The sequence below is a fragment of the Fictibacillus sp. 26RED30 genome, from assembly GCF_015903845.1.
GTDB lineage: Bacteria > Bacillota > Bacilli > Bacillales > Fictibacillaceae > Fictibacillus > Fictibacillus phosphorivorans.
The window spans coordinates 595,267-614,304 of the sequence record NZ_JACZDV010000001.1 but is presented as its reverse complement, the minus strand read 5'-3'; the positions used below and the strand labels follow the sequence as shown (position 1 = coordinate 614,304).

Below are 19,038 nucleotides of genomic sequence, written 5' to 3'. Positions count from 1 at the left end.
ATGTTGTTCTTTACCATTATAATATATTTTAGAAAATTTTTAAAATTTAGTCATATATACACAAAAATAAAAGGAGCGGGGACAACCCGCTCCGTTAGCCATTACTATTTACTTAGAGTATCCACCTAGAGCTTGAGCTACTAGACGCTTAGTGATTTCTCCACCTACAGATCCGTTAGCACGTGCAGTTGAATCTGGTCCAAGGTTTACACCGAATTCAGAAGCGATTTCATACTTCATTTGGTCTACAGCTTGTTGTGCACCTGGTACTACTAATTGGTTTTGGTTTGCCATGTTGTTTCACCTCCTTTGTACTAATAAGATGTGTCTAAATGGCCGATTCAATTCTTGGAAATTGTTGTGTGTGTTGCCATTTCAATATTAATTGAAAAGAACATTTTAAAAGCAGTTAATTTCCGCTCATATTGCTCGCTTCGACAAACTTGCGCACCAATCAACCTGCAAGTGAGAGTCAATACAAATGCAAAAGCTACGGCTCCTAAAAAAGAAAAAAGCCCACACAATGTGCAGACTTCTTACCCTTAGTCTTATCTTGTTAATTTTTGAACTGAAGCGTGCATGAATCTCCACCGCTAAACGTTGTAGTCATTAATCAATTTTTTATCACCGATTACTTTCATGTCATTTCTTTTCTCTTCATTGACTACTTGATTGGAGTGAAAGGTGCGAGACTCCTGTGGGACAAGCGGTCAGGTGAGACCCTTAAGGGCGCAAAGCGGCAAAGGGCTCACCGCCTGCCCCACGGAAAGCGAGCACCTGTAACGGAAATCAACTACTTACAAGATGTCTTAAAGCAAATCATCAAACGTTTCGTCCGTTGATTTCCCTTCTTCAAGAATCAGCGTCTCAACTTCATTAACCGCTTCTTCAATCAACTCTTCAAGGTTTTCAATATTTTTCTCAAACCGAATCGCTTTCTCACGCTTCGGCTTAGTCTTTGGTGCAGATGGCAAGAAAATGGTACAGCAATCTTCATAAGGACGAATTGAAATCTCATATGTTCCAATTTTATGCGACAAATTCATGATCTCTAGCTTATCCATTGTAATAACAGGGCGAAGAATAGGCAGGTTTGTTACTTCATTGATCGCATACATGCTATGCATCGTCTGACTTGCAACTTGGCCGAGATTCTCTCCGTTCGTGATAGCCATCGCATGGTTGTTCTCCGCTAAACGCTCAGTGATTCTAAGCATTACTCTTCTCATGATTGTCATGCTATAACTAGACGGAATCTTATCTTTGATCGTTTGTTGAATTTTTGTAAAAGGTACAACATGAAGCTTGATCTTGCCTCCGCTATAGCGAGTGAGCTCTTGTGTCAGATCCACCACTTTTTGTTTTGCCCGTTCACTTGTAAATGGCGGACTATGAAAATGAACACCTTCAATTCGAACGCCGCGTTTCATCGTTAAGTATCCCGCTACTGGACTGTCGATTCCTCCTGAAAGCATTAGCATCGCTTTACCGCCAACACCGATCGGCAGACCGCCAGCTCCCTCAAATGATTTTGAGCTGATGTAAGTTCCTGTATCTTTTACTTCCACTTTTACATTTACATCTGGATTATGAACATCAACGGTTAAACCTTCCGTGTTTCTTAAAAGGTATCCTCCAACTTCTTGGTTAAGCTGCATGGAGTTAACTGGGAAGGACTTTAATGAGCGTTTACCAGTAACTTTAAACGTCTTCTTTCCTTCCATCGCTTCATTAAGAGCGATTAACGCTGCTTTCTGGATCGCTTCTAAGTCATTTTCAGATCTTACAGCTAAACTGATCGAGTGGATGCCAAAAATATCCTGTAGTGATTTGACGATAGGCTCATATGATTGGCCGTTTAACTCAATAACAATTCGGTCAAAGTGTTTTGACATATGCAGATCCTGAAACGGACGCATTTTTCTTTTTACTGTTTCAAAAAGCTGTGATTCGAAATGCCTTCTGTTCTTTCCTTTTAGTGATAATTCACCATAGCGTACGACTAAATGATCATAAATCATCTTCATTACCTCATTACCTTCTTAATATTTATTAGTTCTTCTTTTAATATTTTTAAAGACAGTTCTGCTTCTTTCAAAGTGTTTCCATAGGAGGTACTCAAACGAATAGCCGTTGAAGCACGATTTTCTCCTAACCCCATCTCTAGTAAGATACGGCTAGCTCCACCTTGTTTTGATGAACATGCAGATCGAGTTGATACATAAACATCTCTTTTATCAAGGGAATGGATCAGCACTTCTGGTTTGATACCCTTCACTGAAAAATTAATAATGTGAGGAGCTGAGTACTTTATAGATGTATTGATGTCTATTCCATCTATGGAACGCAACTCTTCAATTAAGAACTGTTTAATCTCAAGTAAATTTTCTTTCTTTTCCTTCATTTCTTGAAGAATTAACCTTAACGCTTTTGCCATAGCTACAATACCTGCAACATTTTCAGTCCCGGCTCTTTTCTTTAATTCTTGTTCTCCACCAGTGAATAAAGAAGAGACACTCACACCATTCTTCACAAATAGAATCCCATTTCCTTTTAAACCGTGAATTTTATGGGCAGATATCGTGCATAGATCAATCCCCCACTCCTTTAGTGGCAGGTCAACCTTACCGACACCTTGAACATTGTCGACATGGAAAAAAATCTTCGGATGCTCTTTCAAGATCTTACCTATCTCTTGAATAGGTTGTATCGTTCCCGTTTCGTTATTGACATGAATAAGTGAAACAAGAATCGTATCTGGCCGGATCGAACACTTAAGTTCTTCTAATGAAATCAAACCGTTGTGATCCACAGGAAGATACGTTACTTCGAAACCTTGTGATTCAAGATATTGAAAGGATTCATGACTCGATGCATGCTCAACAGAAGATGTTATAAGGTGTTTACCTCGATTTTGATGTTGAAAAGCAATCCCTTTGATCGCAATATTGTTGCCTTCTGTACCACCAGAGGTGAAAACGACTTCTGATGGAGCAACCTCCAGTAACTGAGCAATTGACTTTCTGGCCTGACCAAGCAATTTCTCAGCTTCGCCTCCTTTAGAATGAAGGGAAGATGGATTGGCAAAATACCTTTCTGACACCGTAACGAACGTATCAAGTACTTCCTTATATGGCTTTGTTGTTGCACTATTATCCAAATAAATCATTGTTGAATCCTCCAATTATCCATTCCAAACCGTTCTAAAACACACATTTCATTATCATACCATAATTTAGCTATCGTGCACATCTCCACTTATATCCTAGTTTTTGTTAACTCACTAAAATAAAATTCTTTTAAACAGCAAAAAAACTGCAGGAATTGAATCCTCGCAGTTTTTATACATGTGACTTTAAATTGATTTCCATCTCTTTAAGGATTCCAGGTCTAACACTTTCTATCGCAGAAGCTGCAATCTCAAGAGCATCTTCATACTGATAATTTCGAAAAGCGATCTCTGCTTCAATCAATCGAACGGATACAGATTGATAAGAACTTCTGAATCTATTGCCGTACTGTATGAGCTTCTCAGCTAAGAAAGCATTCTCGATCATCTTAGACGTTTCATCGTAACCTTCGTTTACTGCTTCGTGCGCTTTGTTTAGTACATAAGAAACATCTGACATTTCAAGAGGCTTCTCATCCAGCTTTTTAGAAACTTCGATGATATATTCTTCTGCCTTCCCGATCGTAATCAAGTAGTGTTCCGGTAATCCAGGAAGGTTGCTCTTTTGTACCATTCTTCTTGCTTCGAGCAGTTTCTTTCTTAGTTCTCTTAAGCTTTGTTTCGTTTCAAGCTCATCTTTTCTTAAGTTATGAAGCATTTCTTCATATACTTTCTGAGAACGCTGCAGTTCTTCCATCTGCTTTTGCATCTCTTCCATCATCTCTCGAATAACTGAATAAGATTCTCTTTTTTCGTCTATTGAATCTTCAATGATTAAGAAACGACTCTGTAGCTTGTGAAACAGTTTTTCAATCTTCTTTTGCATTTCTGCTTCATTTTGTTCGATCAAGTAAGTAGAAGAAACAATTTGGGTCTCTTGCTTTAAATTCTCAATTCTATCTTGAAGATCTTGAATGGAAGAGAAGAAGATTTCTCTTTCACTAATTACAAATTGCTTAGAATGCACTTCGTTCTCGAGCATTTCATAGAGCTGATCCATTTTCTGAACCGTTTCGTCCATATCTTTTTGAGCACTCTCAAGCTCCAAATCTAACACTCTGTTCAACGCTTGTTCGTTAAGATCTTTCAAAGAACTGATCTCTTTTTCAATACCGATATGATGTAGAACGTAGCCTTGCTGTTCCATCTCAGTAAAACCTGCACTTAATTCTTTCAATGAATTTGGTATATCCGATTGAAGGATCACTAGAAGTTCAGGAACACCCTGCATCTTCGTTTTACAGTCTGAAATACGGTTTAAACTCTCTACAAGTCTTTGTCTAGCTTCTAGATGGCTTCCTTGAACAGTAAGTGATTCAAATGTTTCAAACAGTGCTTTAATCTCATCCAGCTCTTTATCAAAAATTGGTGCTGTCTGACCAAGTGCGCGGATATGTGTTAAATAGTACTTCTTTGTTTCTTGCAGCTTTTCTTTCGCTTCAACGATCTCTTCTCGATTTAGTTCCTCACTCGTAACTAACTCATTAATCTCTGAAGTAATCTCTTTAATTCTCATCTCGATTTTTTCTAATGATTGGCTAACCCCAGCTAAAATAGATCTAGCTTTTTTAAAGCGGTACTTATCTGTATATTCCTCAGCGTCGAATAAGTCTTCTTCTAAATTAGGAAGTTGAGCCGTTACCATCTCATCCCATTCTTGACGCCACATTTCAAATTTTTCTTCCGTTTCCCCAATCATCGCCATACCCTTAACTTTTGAAATCTCTTCTGTTAATGGGCGATTCATAATTTGCATTTTCCATGCTTCAAGTCGATCAATTTCTTTATACACTCTTCGGCGTGACATGGCACCGTATAGGATCAATGCTAGGAATGTAACGATGGCAATGACTATGTATATCATCAGAGGCACCCTTTCTATCTGTTCAAATTTCTATATGGCCTACATTATGTATTCGTATGTTTAAATCGCTTTACCGATCTAATTTAGTTTTTATTCTATAAAAATTGCAGTTTAATGCTTTTATGATAACATGTAAACAAACATTTGACGCAAAAAAATTGCATAATATGATAATTTTTTTCCAATTTAATGAAGATTTTGTCGAAAGGAGGAGTAAGAAAGATGTACTATGATGGACATGTCCATACGCCTTTTTGTCCCCATGGGTCACTAGACACATTTGAAATGTATATCGAAAGAGCTATCTCTTTAGGTATGAAAGGTATTACCTTTACAGAGCATGCCCCGCTCCCTCATACATTTACCGATCCTGCTCCCACGAAAGACAGTAGCATGACACACGAACAATTAGGAAGTTACTTTAACACTTTGAGAGAAGTTAAGAAATTTTATAAAAGTAAAATAGAGATTTTTACTGGATTAGAGATTGATTTTATAGATGGATATGAAGAGGAGACGAATACGTTTCTTAAGGAAGTTTGGCCAGAGCTCGATGATGCCATTCTCTCTGTTCATTTTCTAAACGTCAAAAATAAGCACTACTGCATGGATTATGATGAGAATGTATTTAAAGAATTGATTGAACAGTCGGGTAGCCTTTCTGCTGTCTACTCCCTATACTTTCAGACGGTTAGAAGATCAATCAGTCATTCATTTGGGAAGCATCAGCCAAAAAGGATTGGTCATATCACATTAGCTAAGAAGTTTCAGACACTTTTCCCTCCAGATTTTAGTTATGAAAAGGAAGTAGAAGACATTTTAACAACCTTGTCTGAACGTAAAATGTATTTGGATTACAACGGGGCAGGTGCTGTTAAGCCTTATTGTTTGGAGCCTTACCCTTCAGATTGGATCATAAAAGAAGCACAAAAAAGAAAAATCCCTCTCGTCTATGGGTCTGATGCCCACAGTGCTAAGGGACTCGGTCAAGGATTTGATCAATTAGTAGCAACAGCAACATTAACTTCCCCACTTCTCTTGAATAGAGCCGAATAACGGCTTTTGAACAGCAGACAGTAGGGGATTTTTTCTTTCAGGAAGACAAACACATTTATCAAACCAGTTCATCATCCATTTTTTATAAGGTTGGATGAACGTTTCTGTTTCAGCACTGATCTGATAAACTTCAGCTAAATATAGTGGATGCAAAAATGGTAGCATCATCATATCCTTGAACTGAATAGTTAAAAAGTCCACAGGCTGCCTTCTGAATTCTTTTTTCTTCATCCCTTTTTCAAACAAAGTTTGCAAAAAGTATTTTTCTTTTACTAAGTAGGTAGACATGAGTTCACGTACCAATGTTGAATCAAGCGTCATCTCACGATAGACAAAGCGTGCAAGAGGTAGGTTTCGCTGTTGATAGATCAACAAAGCTTCTACTATTTCAATAAAATTCCCTTTTACTGTTGGAGAGCTCGATGTATGATAGATGATTTCAATCCTTCTGATATACCCTTCAAAAAATGAAGTGATCAACTCTTCTAGAAGACCTTTCTTTCCTCCAAAATGGTACGAAATTAAAGCGATGTTCACACCAGCTTTTTTTGCTATCTGCCTAACGGTCGTTCCTTTAAATCCTTGGCTTGTGAAAAGAGCAATCGCAGCCTCAGCTATTTTCAGTTTCGTTTCCATCGGATCTGTCTTCATTTTCTTCCACCGTCCTTCCCTCTTGTATAAAATTCTTGGGCGGAAGACATAAACCTTTAATAATCGCTCGACAAATAAGGGCTTTTGGGTGTATAGTTCAACATTATTTGATAGGATAGAATAAACAATTTATCAGGTTTGGAGGAATCTTGATGTTTTCCGTTCAGCAATATAGCACAGACAGAAATGAGGGGTATTCTCTTCTGTTAAAACAACTTTCTGCTTTACTTGAGGGTGAAACAAACGCTACTGCGAATCTTGCAAATGCTTCTGCTTTACTGAATCAATTCTTAGACAGAGTAAACTGGGTCGGATTTTATACACTTGAAGTAGAGACGAACCAATTAGTTCTTGGACCCTTTCAAGGGCTTCCAGCTTGCGTAAGAATACCTCTTGGAAGAGGAGTATGCGGAACTTCCGCTCAAAACCAAGAAACATTAGTAGTAAAAGATGTTCATGAGTTTCCTGGACATATCGCCTGTGATGCAGCTTCTCAATCCGAGATCGTTGTTCCGTTAGTTAAAGACGGCCAGCTCCTAGGAGTTCTAGATATTGATAGTCCAGAGAAGGAACGATTTGATGAGATTGATCAAGAGAACTTAGAAAAGTTCTGTGAGGTTTTACTTCGATATATCTAATTTCTCTTACCTATTAAAAAAGCCCTGCGCCGATATAAGCGCAGGGCTTCTTTTATTTATAACGCCCATCTAAAAGGTGTTGCTTTCATTACAGTTGATTGGAGTGTTAGGTGCGTGCCTCCTGCCCCGCGGAAAGCGAGCAGCTTAGAACGGAAATCGACTACTTCCAGAAGCAACAAAGTTTACGAAAACAGCCTTTATAAAGAATCTAAACTTTGTTCTATGTCACCCCAAATATCTTCCCATGCTTCTAAACCAACCGATAAACGCAGAAGCTGATCACTGATTCCCATCTGAAGACGATTCTCCTCAGGTACGACAGCGTGCGTCATCGTAGCAGGATGCTGGATGAGTGTTTCTGCATCTCCAAGACTAACTGCAATTTTAATGAGTCTTAATGCATTCATGAATTTTTGTGCGACCACTTTATCTCCTTTTATTTCGAAACTGATCAGACCGCCCGTGTTTAACATTTGTTTGTTCGCAAGCTCGTATTGAGGAAAATCAGAATCACCCGGATACAAAACTCGATTTACAGCAGGGTGTTTCTTTAACAAGTCTGCCAGCTTTTTTGCATTATCACAATGACGGTCCATTCGAACAGGAAGTGTTTTGATTCCTCTTAAAAGCAACCAGGCATCAAAAGGAGACATTACTCCACCAATATCCTTTTGAGTGGTAATAGCAAGATGGCTCATCAATTCTTGCTTTCCAACCGCTAGACCTCCTATTACATCCCCATGTCCACATAAATATTTCGTGGCACTGTGCAAAACGATATCACAGCCTAATTCAAGTGGACGCTGTAGATAAGGAGAGGAAAACGTATTATCTACAACTACTGGAATATTAAATTCTTTTGCAATTCTTGCCACCATACTTAAATCAACAAGTTTCATCGTCGGGTTTATCGGAGATTCAATATATATGACTGTTGTATGGTCGTTAATTGCTGACCGTATTGATTCCTCATCGTTCATCGAATGAAAGTTGTGTGTAATATGATACTTTTCTTCCATAAGCTGAAGCAGGCCAAAGGTACAACCATAAACTCCTTCAGAACAGAGGATATGATCACCTGTTTTCGTTAAACCGAGAAGAATAGCTGACACGGCAGCCATACCGGAACCAAACGCTAGACCTTTCTCCCCTTTTTCCATCGCTGCTATTCGCTCTTCTAACATCGCGACGGTAGGATTGCTAAGTCTAGAATAGATATATCCTTCCTGTTCACCTGCAAACCGTGCTGCACCCGTTTCAGCACTGTCAAATACAAAAGTTGAAGTTTGAAAAATCGGAGGAGCCAAACTCCCATTATGTTGTTCTGCATTATACCCTTTGTGAATCACATCTGTTTCAAAGCGTTTTGTGTCCATTTTTACTTCTCCTTTGAAGGCAATATAAAATGTAAGCGCTTTCTTAAACATATCATATATGAATTTTCATGTTTTTACAATTTGTCCCTTAAAATGTTTTATGTATTTATAGATAGAGTTGACACGGTATAACAAAAAAGCTTATACTATTCTTTGTGTAAAATAAGCGGCACTGTGTCCATCATTTGTTTTTATTTTGTACCCTGGTTTTCATTAATCCGGGAACATCTCGTAGCTTCATGGCTGCTGAAGTGAAGATGTTTTTCATACAAAATATGCTCATGAAAAGGCCATAGTCACTGTTGTTGTTTTAACACAAACAAACATGTGAAGGAGGAGTCTATAATGGCTCGATATACAGGTTCAACATGGAAAGTTTCTCGTCGTCTTGGAATTTCTCTAAGCGGAACTGGGAAAGAACTTTCTAAGCGTCCATACGCACCAGGACAACATGGTCCAACTCAACGTAAAAAAATCTCTGAATACGGTTTACAATTACAAGAGAAGCAAAAGCTTCGTTACATGTACGGTGTAAACGAGCGTCAATTCCGCCGCATTTTTGATGATGCTGGTAAAATGACTGGTATCCACGGTGAAAACTTCATGATTCTTTTAGAATCTCGTTTAGATAACGTAGTTTACCGTCTTGGTCTTGCTCGCACGCGTCGTGCTTCTCGTCAACTAGTAAATCACGGTCACATCACAGTAAACGGAAAGCGTGTTGATATCGCTTCTTACCGTCTATCTGCTGGAGATGTAATCGGTGTTCGTGAAAAATCTCGTAACTCATCTGCTATTAAAGAAGCGATCGAAGTAAACAACTTCGTACCTGATTTCTTAACATTTGATGAAAACAAATTGGAAGGTACTTTCACTCGCTTACCAGAGCGTTCTGAACTTCCTGCTGAGATCACAGAACAACTTATCGTTGAATACTACTCTCGTTAATAAGAGTGAAGAAACCCCTAACACCTTTTCTAAAGGCATTAGGGGTTTTTCTTATTTTTTAGACCTATAGAAGTTCCTTAAACTTACTTGCCTGTGACTCCAACTGTCTCGCAGAAGTTTCGATACCTAAGAACTCTTGCATCGCTTGTTCGATTAATTGTTTGTTATTCGTTATCCCTTCTTGCGATCGGTGAGTCACATCATTGATCTTGTTTATCTCGCCAGTGATTCCTGAAATATGTGCATTCACTTCTTGGATAGAGTCTTGCACGCGATTAGCCAGTTTTCTAACCTCAACCGCCACAACGTTAAATCCTCTTCCATGATCACCAGCTCGAGCTGCTTCTATAGCTGCGTTCAAAGCTAACAAATTGGTTTGTGCCGCAATTTCACGAATCGTTTTTACAATATCTTCTATAGAAGTAGCTTGCTTTTTTAGAGATTCTAATATAGATAAATTCTGTTGGGATTCAGACACTAATTTTTCGGTAGATAATGAAATCTCATTACTTTTCTTTAATCCTTCTTCCGCTCGTGTAAGCAATTCTAGGGACATCTGTTGTAGGTCGGAAGCAACCCTGATCGTATTATTTTCTCTATTCGTAATATCTGTTGCAATCTTTACCACAGCTGTCACTTTATGATTTTCATCCACAACGGGGGTATACGTAGCTTCTAACCAAATCAAACGCTTTGATTTCGTTACACGTTGAATCTTTTCTTGAAATGTTTTACCTTCTCTTAGACTTCGCCAAAACCGATCATACTCACCGCTTCGCAAAAACTCTTCTGTGCAAAATTGCTTATGGACCAAAAACGGCATCTCATCAACATGGTATTCCACCGTTGTTGCAAAATTTTCATTTGCCCATAGTACTTTTCCATGAGGGTCAAATTCAATCATGGCTACTGATCGATCAATCGCTGCCAGTACAGCACTTTCATTCAATACTTGTGAGCTCTTCGTAGAACTGTTGTTGCTTAATGTAATCATTGATGCATCCCCATTTTTTAGTATTTATTTCTAATATTATACTACTAAGGAACTAATTACTAACGAAATGTTCTATAGATATAATAAAAAAATCCACACATCATACTGTGTGGATTTCGGCTTATTATTGAATGAGTAAAGTATGAATCAATCTACTTCTTTCCCCATACTTTCTTGTAAAATGTAGAACCATTGCTCGCGTGTTAGCGGTAAGTTTGCTGCATTTATCGCTGCCTCAATACGATTCATTTTTCCGCTACCAACAATCGGCATGACTTGTGCCGGGTGATTCAACAGCCATGCATAAGCTACTTCATCAATAGATGAGGCTTCTGTTTCACTAGCGACTCTTTCTATAGCCTTTTTCACTCGTACCGCTTTTTCATCTTTACCATTAAACAATCTTCCTCCAGCAAGCGGAGACCAAGCCATCGGTCTAACTTTTTCTTTTTGAAGGTGATTGATCGTGCCATCAAAGAAAAACTGTTCATGAAGAACGGACAACTCGATCTGATTCGTTACAAGTGGTCCATCATACTCATTCTGCAGCATTTCCATTTGTTTAGGTGTGAAGTTAGAAACACCGAAATGTCTCACTTTCCCCTCTTTTCTTAAGATGTGAAACGCTTCTGCTGTTTCAGCTGGGTCCATAAACGGATCTGGGCGATGAATCAATAGTACATCTACAAAGTCTGTGTTCATTTTTTTCAATGAATTTTCTGCAGAAGCGATTATGTGTTCTTTACTCGTATCATAAGATTTAATCGTATGATGTGGACGGTTTTCAGAAATGAGTTTAATACCACACTTAGTCACGATCTGCATTTCATGTCGTAAGGATGGTTTAAGAGCTAGTGCTTGTCCAAACAGCTCTTCACACATGTAATTACCATAAATATCAGCATGATCAAACGTTGTAATTCCTGCCTCTATACATCTTTCTATAAGTGAAAGAAGCTCTTCGGGAGAGAGATTCCATTCTGCTAAACGCCAATGTCCGTGAACGATCTGTGAAAACTGAAGGTCTTCTGCTAATTGAATTCTTTTCACAACAAACACATCCTTTAATAAAATTAGATAGTAACTCTGCTACGATTGGGTTCCTATCCTTCATTTTAATATCTGATCAACGTGTATTTTTTCTTTCCGCGACGGATGATCACAAACTTATTTTCAATGCGGTCTTTTTCACCAATCATATATGCTGTATCTTGGATCTTTTCACCGTTGATTGATACAGCTCCGTTTGTTACATCTTCTCTTGCTTGCCGTTTAGATGGAGAAATCTTCGCATCAACAAGCAGATCTACAATGTTTAAGTCCTCCGTATTCGTTGCGTTAAATGACGGAACATCCTTGAAACCTTGTTCGATCTCAGCAGCCGTTAAGTCAGACAGATTTCCACTGAAGAGTGCTTCAGTGATTTTTACTGCTTGTTTGTATGCTGCTTCACCGTGAACTAAAGTTGTTACTTCTCGTCCTAACGCTTTTTGCGCCTCACGTTTTTCTGGCGCTTCAGCTAAGGATTTTTCAAGAGCTACAATTTCTTCTTTAGATAAGAATGTAAAGTATTTTAGCCAGTTGATTACATCAGCATCTGCTGCGTTTACCCAGAACTGGTAGAACTCGTATGGAGTCGTTTTTTCTGCATCTAACCAGATCGTTCCAGATGCTGTTTTACCAAACTTCGTTCCATCCGCTTTTGTGATTAACGGAATCGTTAGTCCGAAAGCCTTTTCTTCCTCGCCAGAACGACGAATCAATTCCATACCAGCTGTAATATTCCCCCACTGGTCACTTCCACCTATTTGAAGTTTTACGTTTTCTTTTTGGAAGAGGTTAAGAAAATCATACGATTGTAAAATCATGTATGAGAACTCGGTAAAAGAGATACCCGCTTCTAATCGAGAGTCAACAGAATCCTTGGCAAGCATGTAGTTAACTGAGAAATTCTTTCCAACGTCACGAAGAAACTCGATCATCGTAAGTTGACTTAACCACTCATAGTTATTCACTGTCTTAGCAGGATTGTTTTCTCTTTCAAAATCAAGAAGTCTAGAAAGCTGATTTTTGATTTTATTTGTCCATTGAACAACAATCTCAGCTTCGTTCAATGTTCTTTCTGTTTGTCTACCACTTGGATCACCAATCAAACCTGTTCCACCGCCAACTAGCGCAAAAGGCTGATGTCCAGCTTCTTGAAATCGTTTAAGTGTAAGGATCGGTAACAGGTTTCCAATGTGCAGGCTGTCTGCAGTTGGATCAAATCCGCAATAAAGCTTTACGATTCCGTTTTCAAGTTCTTTTTGCAATCCCTCTTGATCTGTTACTTGATTAAGAAGACCTCTAAATTCTAGATCTTGTAGAATATTCATTCCTATCTTTCCTTTCGTTGTTTAATGACAATAAAAAAAGTCCCTCTCCAGTTGGAAAGGGACGTGATGACTATCTCGCGGTACCACCCTAATTAAAAGCCCAAAAAAAGGCTTTTCACTTCATTTCGTAACGGTTTTATCCGTTCTCTGCTACTTAACGTTCACAGAGACAGCTCCAGGAGGTAATTCACAGCATGCCTTTGCACTGGTTCGCATCAACCACCAGCTTTCTGAAACAGGGAGACACCTGCTACTCATTCCTATCTTCGCTTTCAACATATAATAATCTTCATTTATTTTTACCACATAGTTGAATTTCATGTCAATCTTCATCTTCAAAAACGGTGTTCTATCATAAATCGACCTTATGTTATAATACACGAGGGGGAGGGATTACCAAATGATGTCTCGTTTTGATGAATTGAAGCAAAAATGGGAGAAATTTGTCCACTTTTTGAAAGAAAAAGGAATTATTCGAACAGCACGAATTACATATAACGTCACATGGAACATGTTCTTGATCGTAACTGTATTACTTATCCTCGGTGGTGTTTTCGCAGCAGGTGTAGGAGCTGGTTTCTTCGCTTCTCTTGTAAAAGACGAACCCGTGCGAGCTCACACTTCTATGAAAGAAGATATCTACAACTATGAAGAAACGAGTACCGCTTATTTCGCTAACAAAACATATTTAGGAAAGCTTCAATCTGATTTGGATAGGCAAGAGATCAGTTTAAAAGAAGTTTCTCCTTATGTTTTAAAAGCTGTTATATCAACAGAGGATCAATATTTTTATGAACATGAGGGTGTTGTGCCAAAAGCAATATTCCGCGCCATGTTCCAAGAGTTTTCAGGTGCTTCTGTTGTAACAGGTGGAAGTACGCTAACTCAACAACTAATTAAAAATCAAATTCTAACGAATGAAGTATCTTTTGATCGAAAAGCAAAAGAAATTTTATTAGCAATGAGACTTGAAAAAGTACTCAAGAAAGATGAAATCTTAGAAGCTTACTTAAACATCGTACCTTATGGAAGAAACTCGTCAGGTAGAAACGTTGCTGGTATACAGGCTGCTGCAGAAGGTGTTTTTGGAGTACCTGCATCCAAGCTGAATTTAGCTCAATCCGCATACCTATCTGGACTACCAAAGAACCCTTTCGTTTATACCCCTTTTAATAAAGGTGGGGAGCAAAAGAAAGACATGTCTGCCGGCATAAAACGTATGCAAACTGTTCTAAGCCGCATGTTATCTGCCGGGTCTATTACACAAGCAGAATATGATGAAGCAATGAAATATGATATAAAAAAGAATCTAACAACTAAAAAGCAATCTTCATATGAGAGATATCCATACTTGACTGTTGAAATCCAAAGACGAACAGTGGATTTACTGACAAAGTTGAACGCTGAAAAAGATGGAAAAAAACTCAGCGATTTAAATGCTGAGGAATTAAAAGAGTATGAGGATAATGCCCGAACTCAAGTTAGGCAAAAGGGAATTAAAATTTTCACAACCATCGATCAAAAAATATACGATGATATGCAGCAAGTAGTGAAAAATGATAATTTATTCGGTCCTGCTAATCAATACGTGTATAACAGCAAAGGCCAAAGAATTAAACTTGATAAGCCCGAACCTGAAGAAGTCGGTGCAACTTTGATAGAAAATAAGACAGGAAAGATCATCAGTTTTGTCGGAGGACGTGATTTTAACCGCGAACAAACAAACCATGCGATGAGAGCTCCTCGTCAAAACGGATCAACGATGAAACCATTGCTTGCTTATTCTTACGCATTGGAAACAGGTAAAGTTCAACCAGGTTCAATCGTTCCTGATACACCAATTGCATTAGGAACATGGAAGCCAAATAACTATGATATGGATTTCGATGGTCTTGTATCAGTTCGACATTCTTTAAAAAAATCAAGAAACATACCAGCTATTAAATCTTATCAACGTGTAGATCATATGAAAGCTACTGAGAAACTAATGCAGATGGGTGTAACGAGCCTTACGAAAGGCGATCGTACACAAAATGCAATGGCTCTGGGTGCCTTGGATGTAGGTATTACAGTTGAAGAAAACGTTAACGCTTTCTCTACCTTCGCAAACGGAGGAAATTTTGTTGATGCATATATGATTGAACGCATTGAATCTAATGATGGTGAAGTCATCTACCAACATAAGAGTGAAGCGAAACCAGTATATAGTCCACAAACATCCTATCTATTAATTGACATGATGAGAGATGTTCTGTCTTCTGGAACGGCATCAGGTGTTCCTCGCAAACTAGCTTTCCAATCTGATTGGGCTGGTAAAACAGGAACAACAAATGCGGATAAAGACTCATGGTTTGTTGCATCAAATCCTAACGTAACGTTCGGTGTTTGGATTGGTTATGATACTCCAGCTGACCTAGCGGGTAACACCGGGCAAAGAAACCAAACAATATGGGCACAACTTATAAATGCTGCTTATAAACATTCACCACAGCTCGTAGACGCTGACAAGCAATTCGCAATGCCTTCAGGAATCGTACGTCGAGAGATCTGTGGGATATCGGGTAAACTGCCTTCTGATCTTTGTCGAAGTGCTGGACTCGTAACGACTGATCTGTTTAATGCGAAGTTTACACCTAATGAAGTGGACGACACACTCACAAAAGGTCGTTATGTGCTTGTAGGCGATGCGAAATATAAAGCACTTCCTTCAACACCACAAGAGTTCACAAAAGATGGTGTTTTGATTAAGGAAGAGTTCCTACGCGAACTTGGATTAGAAGCGCTAAACAAATTAACGAATACAACGAATCTATTGAACAACATTGTTCCTGAAAAAGAGTTAAAAGAGAACGGTAAAGTTCCTTCCGCTGTTGCGGGGGCAAAAATGTCGGATGGCGTGCTTTCTTGGGCGTCACATGGAGAGAATGATGTAATTGGTTACCGCATCTATCACTCTTCAGATGGTACATCATTTAAGAAGATCGGTTCTGTGACCGCTGATAAAACTTCTGCAAAAGTACCTGCCGGAGTCGTTTATGTTACAGCAGTAGATATTGCTGGCAAAGAATCTCCCGCACAAACAAAAGTTCAGGTCGGTGAAAAGAAGCCACCAGCTGAGCCACCAACACCTCCAACAGAAGGAGATGGAGATAAGCCTGATGAGCCACAAGATCCACCGCCGCCACCAACTGAACCTACAGATCCTGGCACTGGTGATCCGCCACCAGCCACAACACAAAATAATAATAAGAAAAAACCCTCGAATTGATTCGAGGGTTTTTCATTGTTATTAATCTTCCATCGTAGAAAGATCACCTGTCGGTAGATCAAGCTCCCACGCTTTAAGAACACGACGCATAATCTTACCGCTTCTTGTCTTCGGAAGCTTATCGCGGAATTCTATTTCACGTGGTGCCGCATGTGCAGCAAGTCCTGCTTTTACAAAACTACGGATTTCCTCAATCAGCTCATCACTTGCTTCATAGCCAGAACGAAGGGCGATGAACGCCTTAATGATCTCGCCTCGAACAGGATCGGGTTTTCCGATAACACCGGCTTCCGCCACAGCAGGGTGTTCTACGAGTTTACTTTCCACTTCAAACGGCCCGACTCGTTCTCCAGAAGTCATGATAACATCATCAATTCTACCTTGGAACCAGAAGTAGCCATCTTCATCCATATAAGCAGAATCTCCGGAAACATACCAACCACCTGGCGTGAAATATGAATCATATTTTTCAGGATTGTTCCAGATTGCTCGCATCATGGACGGCCATCCTTTTTTGATAGCAAGATTGCCCATACGATATGGTGGTAAGATGTTATCTTGGTCGTCAATGATCGCTGCTTCTATCCCTGGGAACGGTTTACCCATCGAACCAGGTTTAATTTCCATCGCTGGGTAGTTGCTGATTAACTGACCACCTGTTTCCGTCATCCACCAGTTATCATGTATCCGTAAGTTAAACACCTTCATTCCCCATCTAACGACCTCAGGGTTAAGAGGTTCACCTACACTTAAAATATGTCGAAGTGAAGACATATCAAATTTCTTTACCACTTCGTCTCCAGCACCCATCAACATACGAAAAGCAGTTGGAGCACTGTACCAGATCGTTACACCATAATTTTCAATCGTTCCATACCAATCTTCAGGTGAAAAACGCCCCCCGCGAATGACACTTGATGTACCGTTCAACCATGGCCCGAATATACCATAAGAAGTTCCTGTCACCCAGCCCGGATCTGCCGTACACCAGTAAACATCATCTTCTTTTAGATCAAGTACCCATTTTGAAGTTTGGAAATGCTGAAGCATCGCATTATGAACATGTAGCACACCTTTTGGTTTCCCCGTCGATCCAGACGTATAGTGAAGGATTAATCCATCTTCACGATCCACCCATTCAATATCTAGATCCTTCGATGCTTTTTCCATACGATTAAAATAATTTACATATGGTCCCTCTTCTTTAATATCTTCTCCTACCAAAATAACATTTTTCAATTTTGGCAGCTGATCAACCGGGACACGCTCTAAAAGCGCTGGCGTGGTAACAAGCACTTTTGCCTCACTATCTTCAAGTCTATCTCTTACTGCCCCCTCCATGAATGCTTCAAACAATGGGCCAACGATTGCTCCGAGCTTGATTGCTCCAAGGAACGTAAAGTAAAGTTCAGGTGAACGCGGCATGAAGATGAAGACGCGATCTCCTTTTTCAACACCTATTTGGCGTAACATATTACCTGCTTTGTTAGACATCTCTTTCATGTCTTTAAACGTATACTTCTCATCTCTTTTTTGATCTGAAAAGTAGAGTGCTACTTTGTTTTTACGATGGGATGCTGCATGACGGTCTATAGCTTCATATGCCATATTAACTCGTCCTGTCTTGTGCCAGGAGAATTCTTTTTCAATGTCTTTCCAATCAAATGCTCCGTATGTAGCCTCATAATCTTGTAGATTAAAATCACCTTTTATAATCGGAAGCGCTTCCAGTTTCATTGCCAAATCTCCCTTCCCTTTTGGATATCCCTTTAATTATATCATATTATCTAAATTTTTTAACTTATTAGAACTATCTATAAAAACCGTTATGTAAACCCTTACAACATGGTTTTATGATGTATAATAGAAGTTGGAAACCAACCTAGGTGGTGTAAAAATGAAACATACGAAAACATACAACTGTGTAGCACTAAAAACGAGTCATGGAACCATTACGGTCGAAGGACCTGTATCAGCAGATACGTTAGAAGGTCTTTCTTTCCATGAAGATCTAAAAGCATTTCGGCCAGCTCAAGAGCAAAAAAAAGCAGTTACCGAAATCGCGAGGCTAGCCGAAGGAAGAATCATTATCGCAAGAAATAAAGATACCATAGTCGGTTATGTTACATATGTCTATCCTGATCCATTAGAACGCTGGTCAGAAGGAAACATGGAAAATCTATTAGAACTAGGTGCGATAGAAGTCATTCCTGATTATCGAAACTTTAAAGTTGGAAAAACACTATTAAAAGTTTCCATGATGGATGATGCCATGGAAGACTATATTATTATCACAACAGAATACTATTGGCACTGGGACTTAAAAGGAACGAAACTATCCGTTTGGGATTACCGAAAAGTCATGGAAAAGATGATGAATGCAGGTGACCTTGAGTATATGGCAACAGATGATCCTGAAATTAGTTCGCACCCAGCCAATTGTTTGATGGTCCGTATCGGAAAAAGAATAGACTTAGACACGATTCAACAGTTTGACCGGCTGCGTTTTAAGAATCGTTTTATGTACTAATAAACTTTTAGGATGTTTTTCTTTTACTTCATATGCCAGTTGATTGAAGCGCAAGGTTGCCGACTCCTATGGGACGAGCGGTCAGGTGGAGACTCCTAAAGCGTATAACGGCAGGAGGCTCACCGCACGCCCCATGGAAAGCGAGTAACCTGGAGCGGAAATCAACTAC

At 39.2% G+C, this 19,038-nt stretch carries 15 protein-coding genes and 1 other annotated feature; of the genes, 5 read left to right on the top strand and 10 right to left on the bottom strand.

Features of this window, described 5'->3' with window-relative positions; translation table 11 throughout:
* Positions 1-108: 108 nt before the first annotated feature.
* The 4 genes from IHV11_RS03020 to ezrA all read right to left on the bottom strand — a co-directional run bounded on the left by IHV11_RS03020 (position 109) and on the right by ezrA (position 5,033).
* Positions 109-294, bottom strand: a complete 186-nt coding sequence (locus IHV11_RS03020) for an alpha/beta-type small acid-soluble spore protein (protein ID WP_066396835.1) — start codon at positions 292-294, stop codon at positions 109-111.
* Between the two features lie 515 nt (positions 295-809).
* Positions 810-2,021: a tRNA uracil 4-sulfurtransferase ThiI gene (thiI, locus tag IHV11_RS03015; protein WP_197194904.1), complete on the bottom strand. Its 1,212-nt coding sequence runs from the start codon at positions 2,019-2,021 to the stop codon at positions 810-812.
* 5 nt (positions 2,022-2,026) lie between these two features.
* Positions 2,027-3,169 (bottom strand): cysteine desulfurase family protein, encoded by a 1,143-nt coding sequence (locus IHV11_RS03010; RefSeq protein ID WP_197193656.1) that lies wholly within the window; start codon positions 3,167-3,169, stop codon positions 2,027-2,029.
* A 172-nt stretch (positions 3,170-3,341) separates the two neighbouring features.
* Positions 3,342-5,033, bottom strand: a complete 1,692-nt coding sequence (ezrA, locus tag IHV11_RS03005; RefSeq protein WP_197193655.1) for a septation ring formation regulator EzrA — start codon at positions 5,031-5,033, stop codon at positions 3,342-3,344.
* Between the two features lie 222 nt (positions 5,034-5,255).
* Between ezrA and hisJ the strand changes: the two genes are divergently transcribed.
* On the top strand, positions 5,256-6,089 hold the full coding sequence (gene hisJ, locus IHV11_RS03000; RefSeq protein ID WP_197193654.1) for a histidinol-phosphatase HisJ: 834 nt from the start codon (positions 5,256-5,258) through the stop codon (positions 6,087-6,089).
* Here hisJ and refZ read toward each other — a convergent pair.
* Positions 6,054-6,740, bottom strand: a complete 687-nt coding sequence (refZ, locus tag IHV11_RS02995; RefSeq protein ID WP_231620176.1) for a forespore capture DNA-binding protein RefZ — start codon at positions 6,738-6,740, stop codon at positions 6,054-6,056. The genes hisJ and refZ overlap by 36 nt on opposite strands.
* A 152-nt stretch (positions 6,741-6,892) precedes the next feature.
* On the opposite strand from refZ, the gene IHV11_RS02990 reads away from it, so the two are divergent.
* Entirely contained in the window at positions 6,893-7,378 is a 486-nt protein-coding gene (locus tag IHV11_RS02990) for a GAF domain-containing protein (protein ID WP_197193653.1), read from the top strand.
* A 197-nt stretch (positions 7,379-7,575) separates the two neighbouring features.
* On the opposite strand, the gene megL is transcribed toward IHV11_RS02990, so the two are convergent.
* Complete coding sequence (gene megL, locus IHV11_RS02985) at positions 7,576-8,754, bottom strand: methionine gamma-lyase (protein WP_197193652.1); 1,179 nt, start codon at positions 8,752-8,754, stop codon at positions 7,576-7,578.
* A 345-nt stretch (positions 8,755-9,099) separates the two neighbouring features.
* On the opposite strand from megL, the gene rpsD reads away from it, so the two are divergent.
* Positions 9,100-9,702 carry a 30S ribosomal protein S4 gene (gene rpsD / locus IHV11_RS02980; RefSeq protein ID WP_191751958.1) on the top strand — a complete coding sequence of 201 codons (603 nt, stop codon included), beginning with the start codon at positions 9,100-9,102 and terminating at the stop codon, positions 9,700-9,702.
* 64 nt (positions 9,703-9,766) lie between these two features.
* On the opposite strand, the gene IHV11_RS21420 is transcribed toward rpsD, so the two are convergent.
* The 3 genes from IHV11_RS21420 to tyrS all read right to left on the bottom strand — a co-directional run bounded on the left by IHV11_RS21420 (position 9,767) and on the right by tyrS (position 13,071).
* A complete protein-coding gene (locus IHV11_RS21420) occupies positions 9,767-10,696 on the bottom strand; it encodes a methyl-accepting chemotaxis protein (protein WP_197193651.1) in 930 nt (309 codons plus the stop codon).
* 147 nt (positions 10,697-10,843) lie between these two features.
* A complete protein-coding gene (locus IHV11_RS02970; RefSeq protein WP_197193650.1) occupies positions 10,844-11,746 on the bottom strand; it encodes an aldo/keto reductase in 903 nt (300 codons plus the stop codon).
* A gap of 65 nt (positions 11,747-11,811) precedes the next feature.
* On the bottom strand, positions 11,812-13,071 hold the full coding sequence (gene tyrS / locus IHV11_RS02965) for a tyrosine--tRNA ligase (protein WP_197131655.1): 1,260 nt from the start codon (positions 13,069-13,071) through the stop codon (positions 11,812-11,814).
* A gap of 54 nt (positions 13,072-13,125) precedes the next feature.
* Positions 13,126-13,347, bottom strand: a binding site (T-box leader).
* A gap of 124 nt (positions 13,348-13,471) precedes the next feature.
* Here tyrS and IHV11_RS02960 point away from each other — a divergent pair.
* Complete coding sequence (locus tag IHV11_RS02960; RefSeq protein ID WP_231620175.1) at positions 13,472-16,339, top strand: transglycosylase domain-containing protein; 2,868 nt, start codon at positions 13,472-13,474, stop codon at positions 16,337-16,339.
* Positions 16,340-16,360: 21 nt separating this feature from the next.
* Here the strand turns inward: IHV11_RS02960 and acsA are convergent, their stop codons facing one another.
* Complete coding sequence (gene acsA / locus IHV11_RS02955) at positions 16,361-18,076, bottom strand: acetate--CoA ligase (RefSeq protein WP_197193649.1); 1,716 nt, start codon at positions 18,074-18,076, stop codon at positions 16,361-16,363.
* 160 nt (positions 18,077-18,236) lie between these two features.
* On the opposite strand from acsA, the gene IHV11_RS02950 reads away from it, so the two are divergent.
* Positions 18,237-18,869, top strand: a complete 633-nt coding sequence (locus IHV11_RS02950) for a GNAT family N-acetyltransferase (protein ID WP_197193648.1) — start codon at positions 18,237-18,239, stop codon at positions 18,867-18,869.
* Positions 18,870-19,038 lie beyond the last annotated feature (169 nt).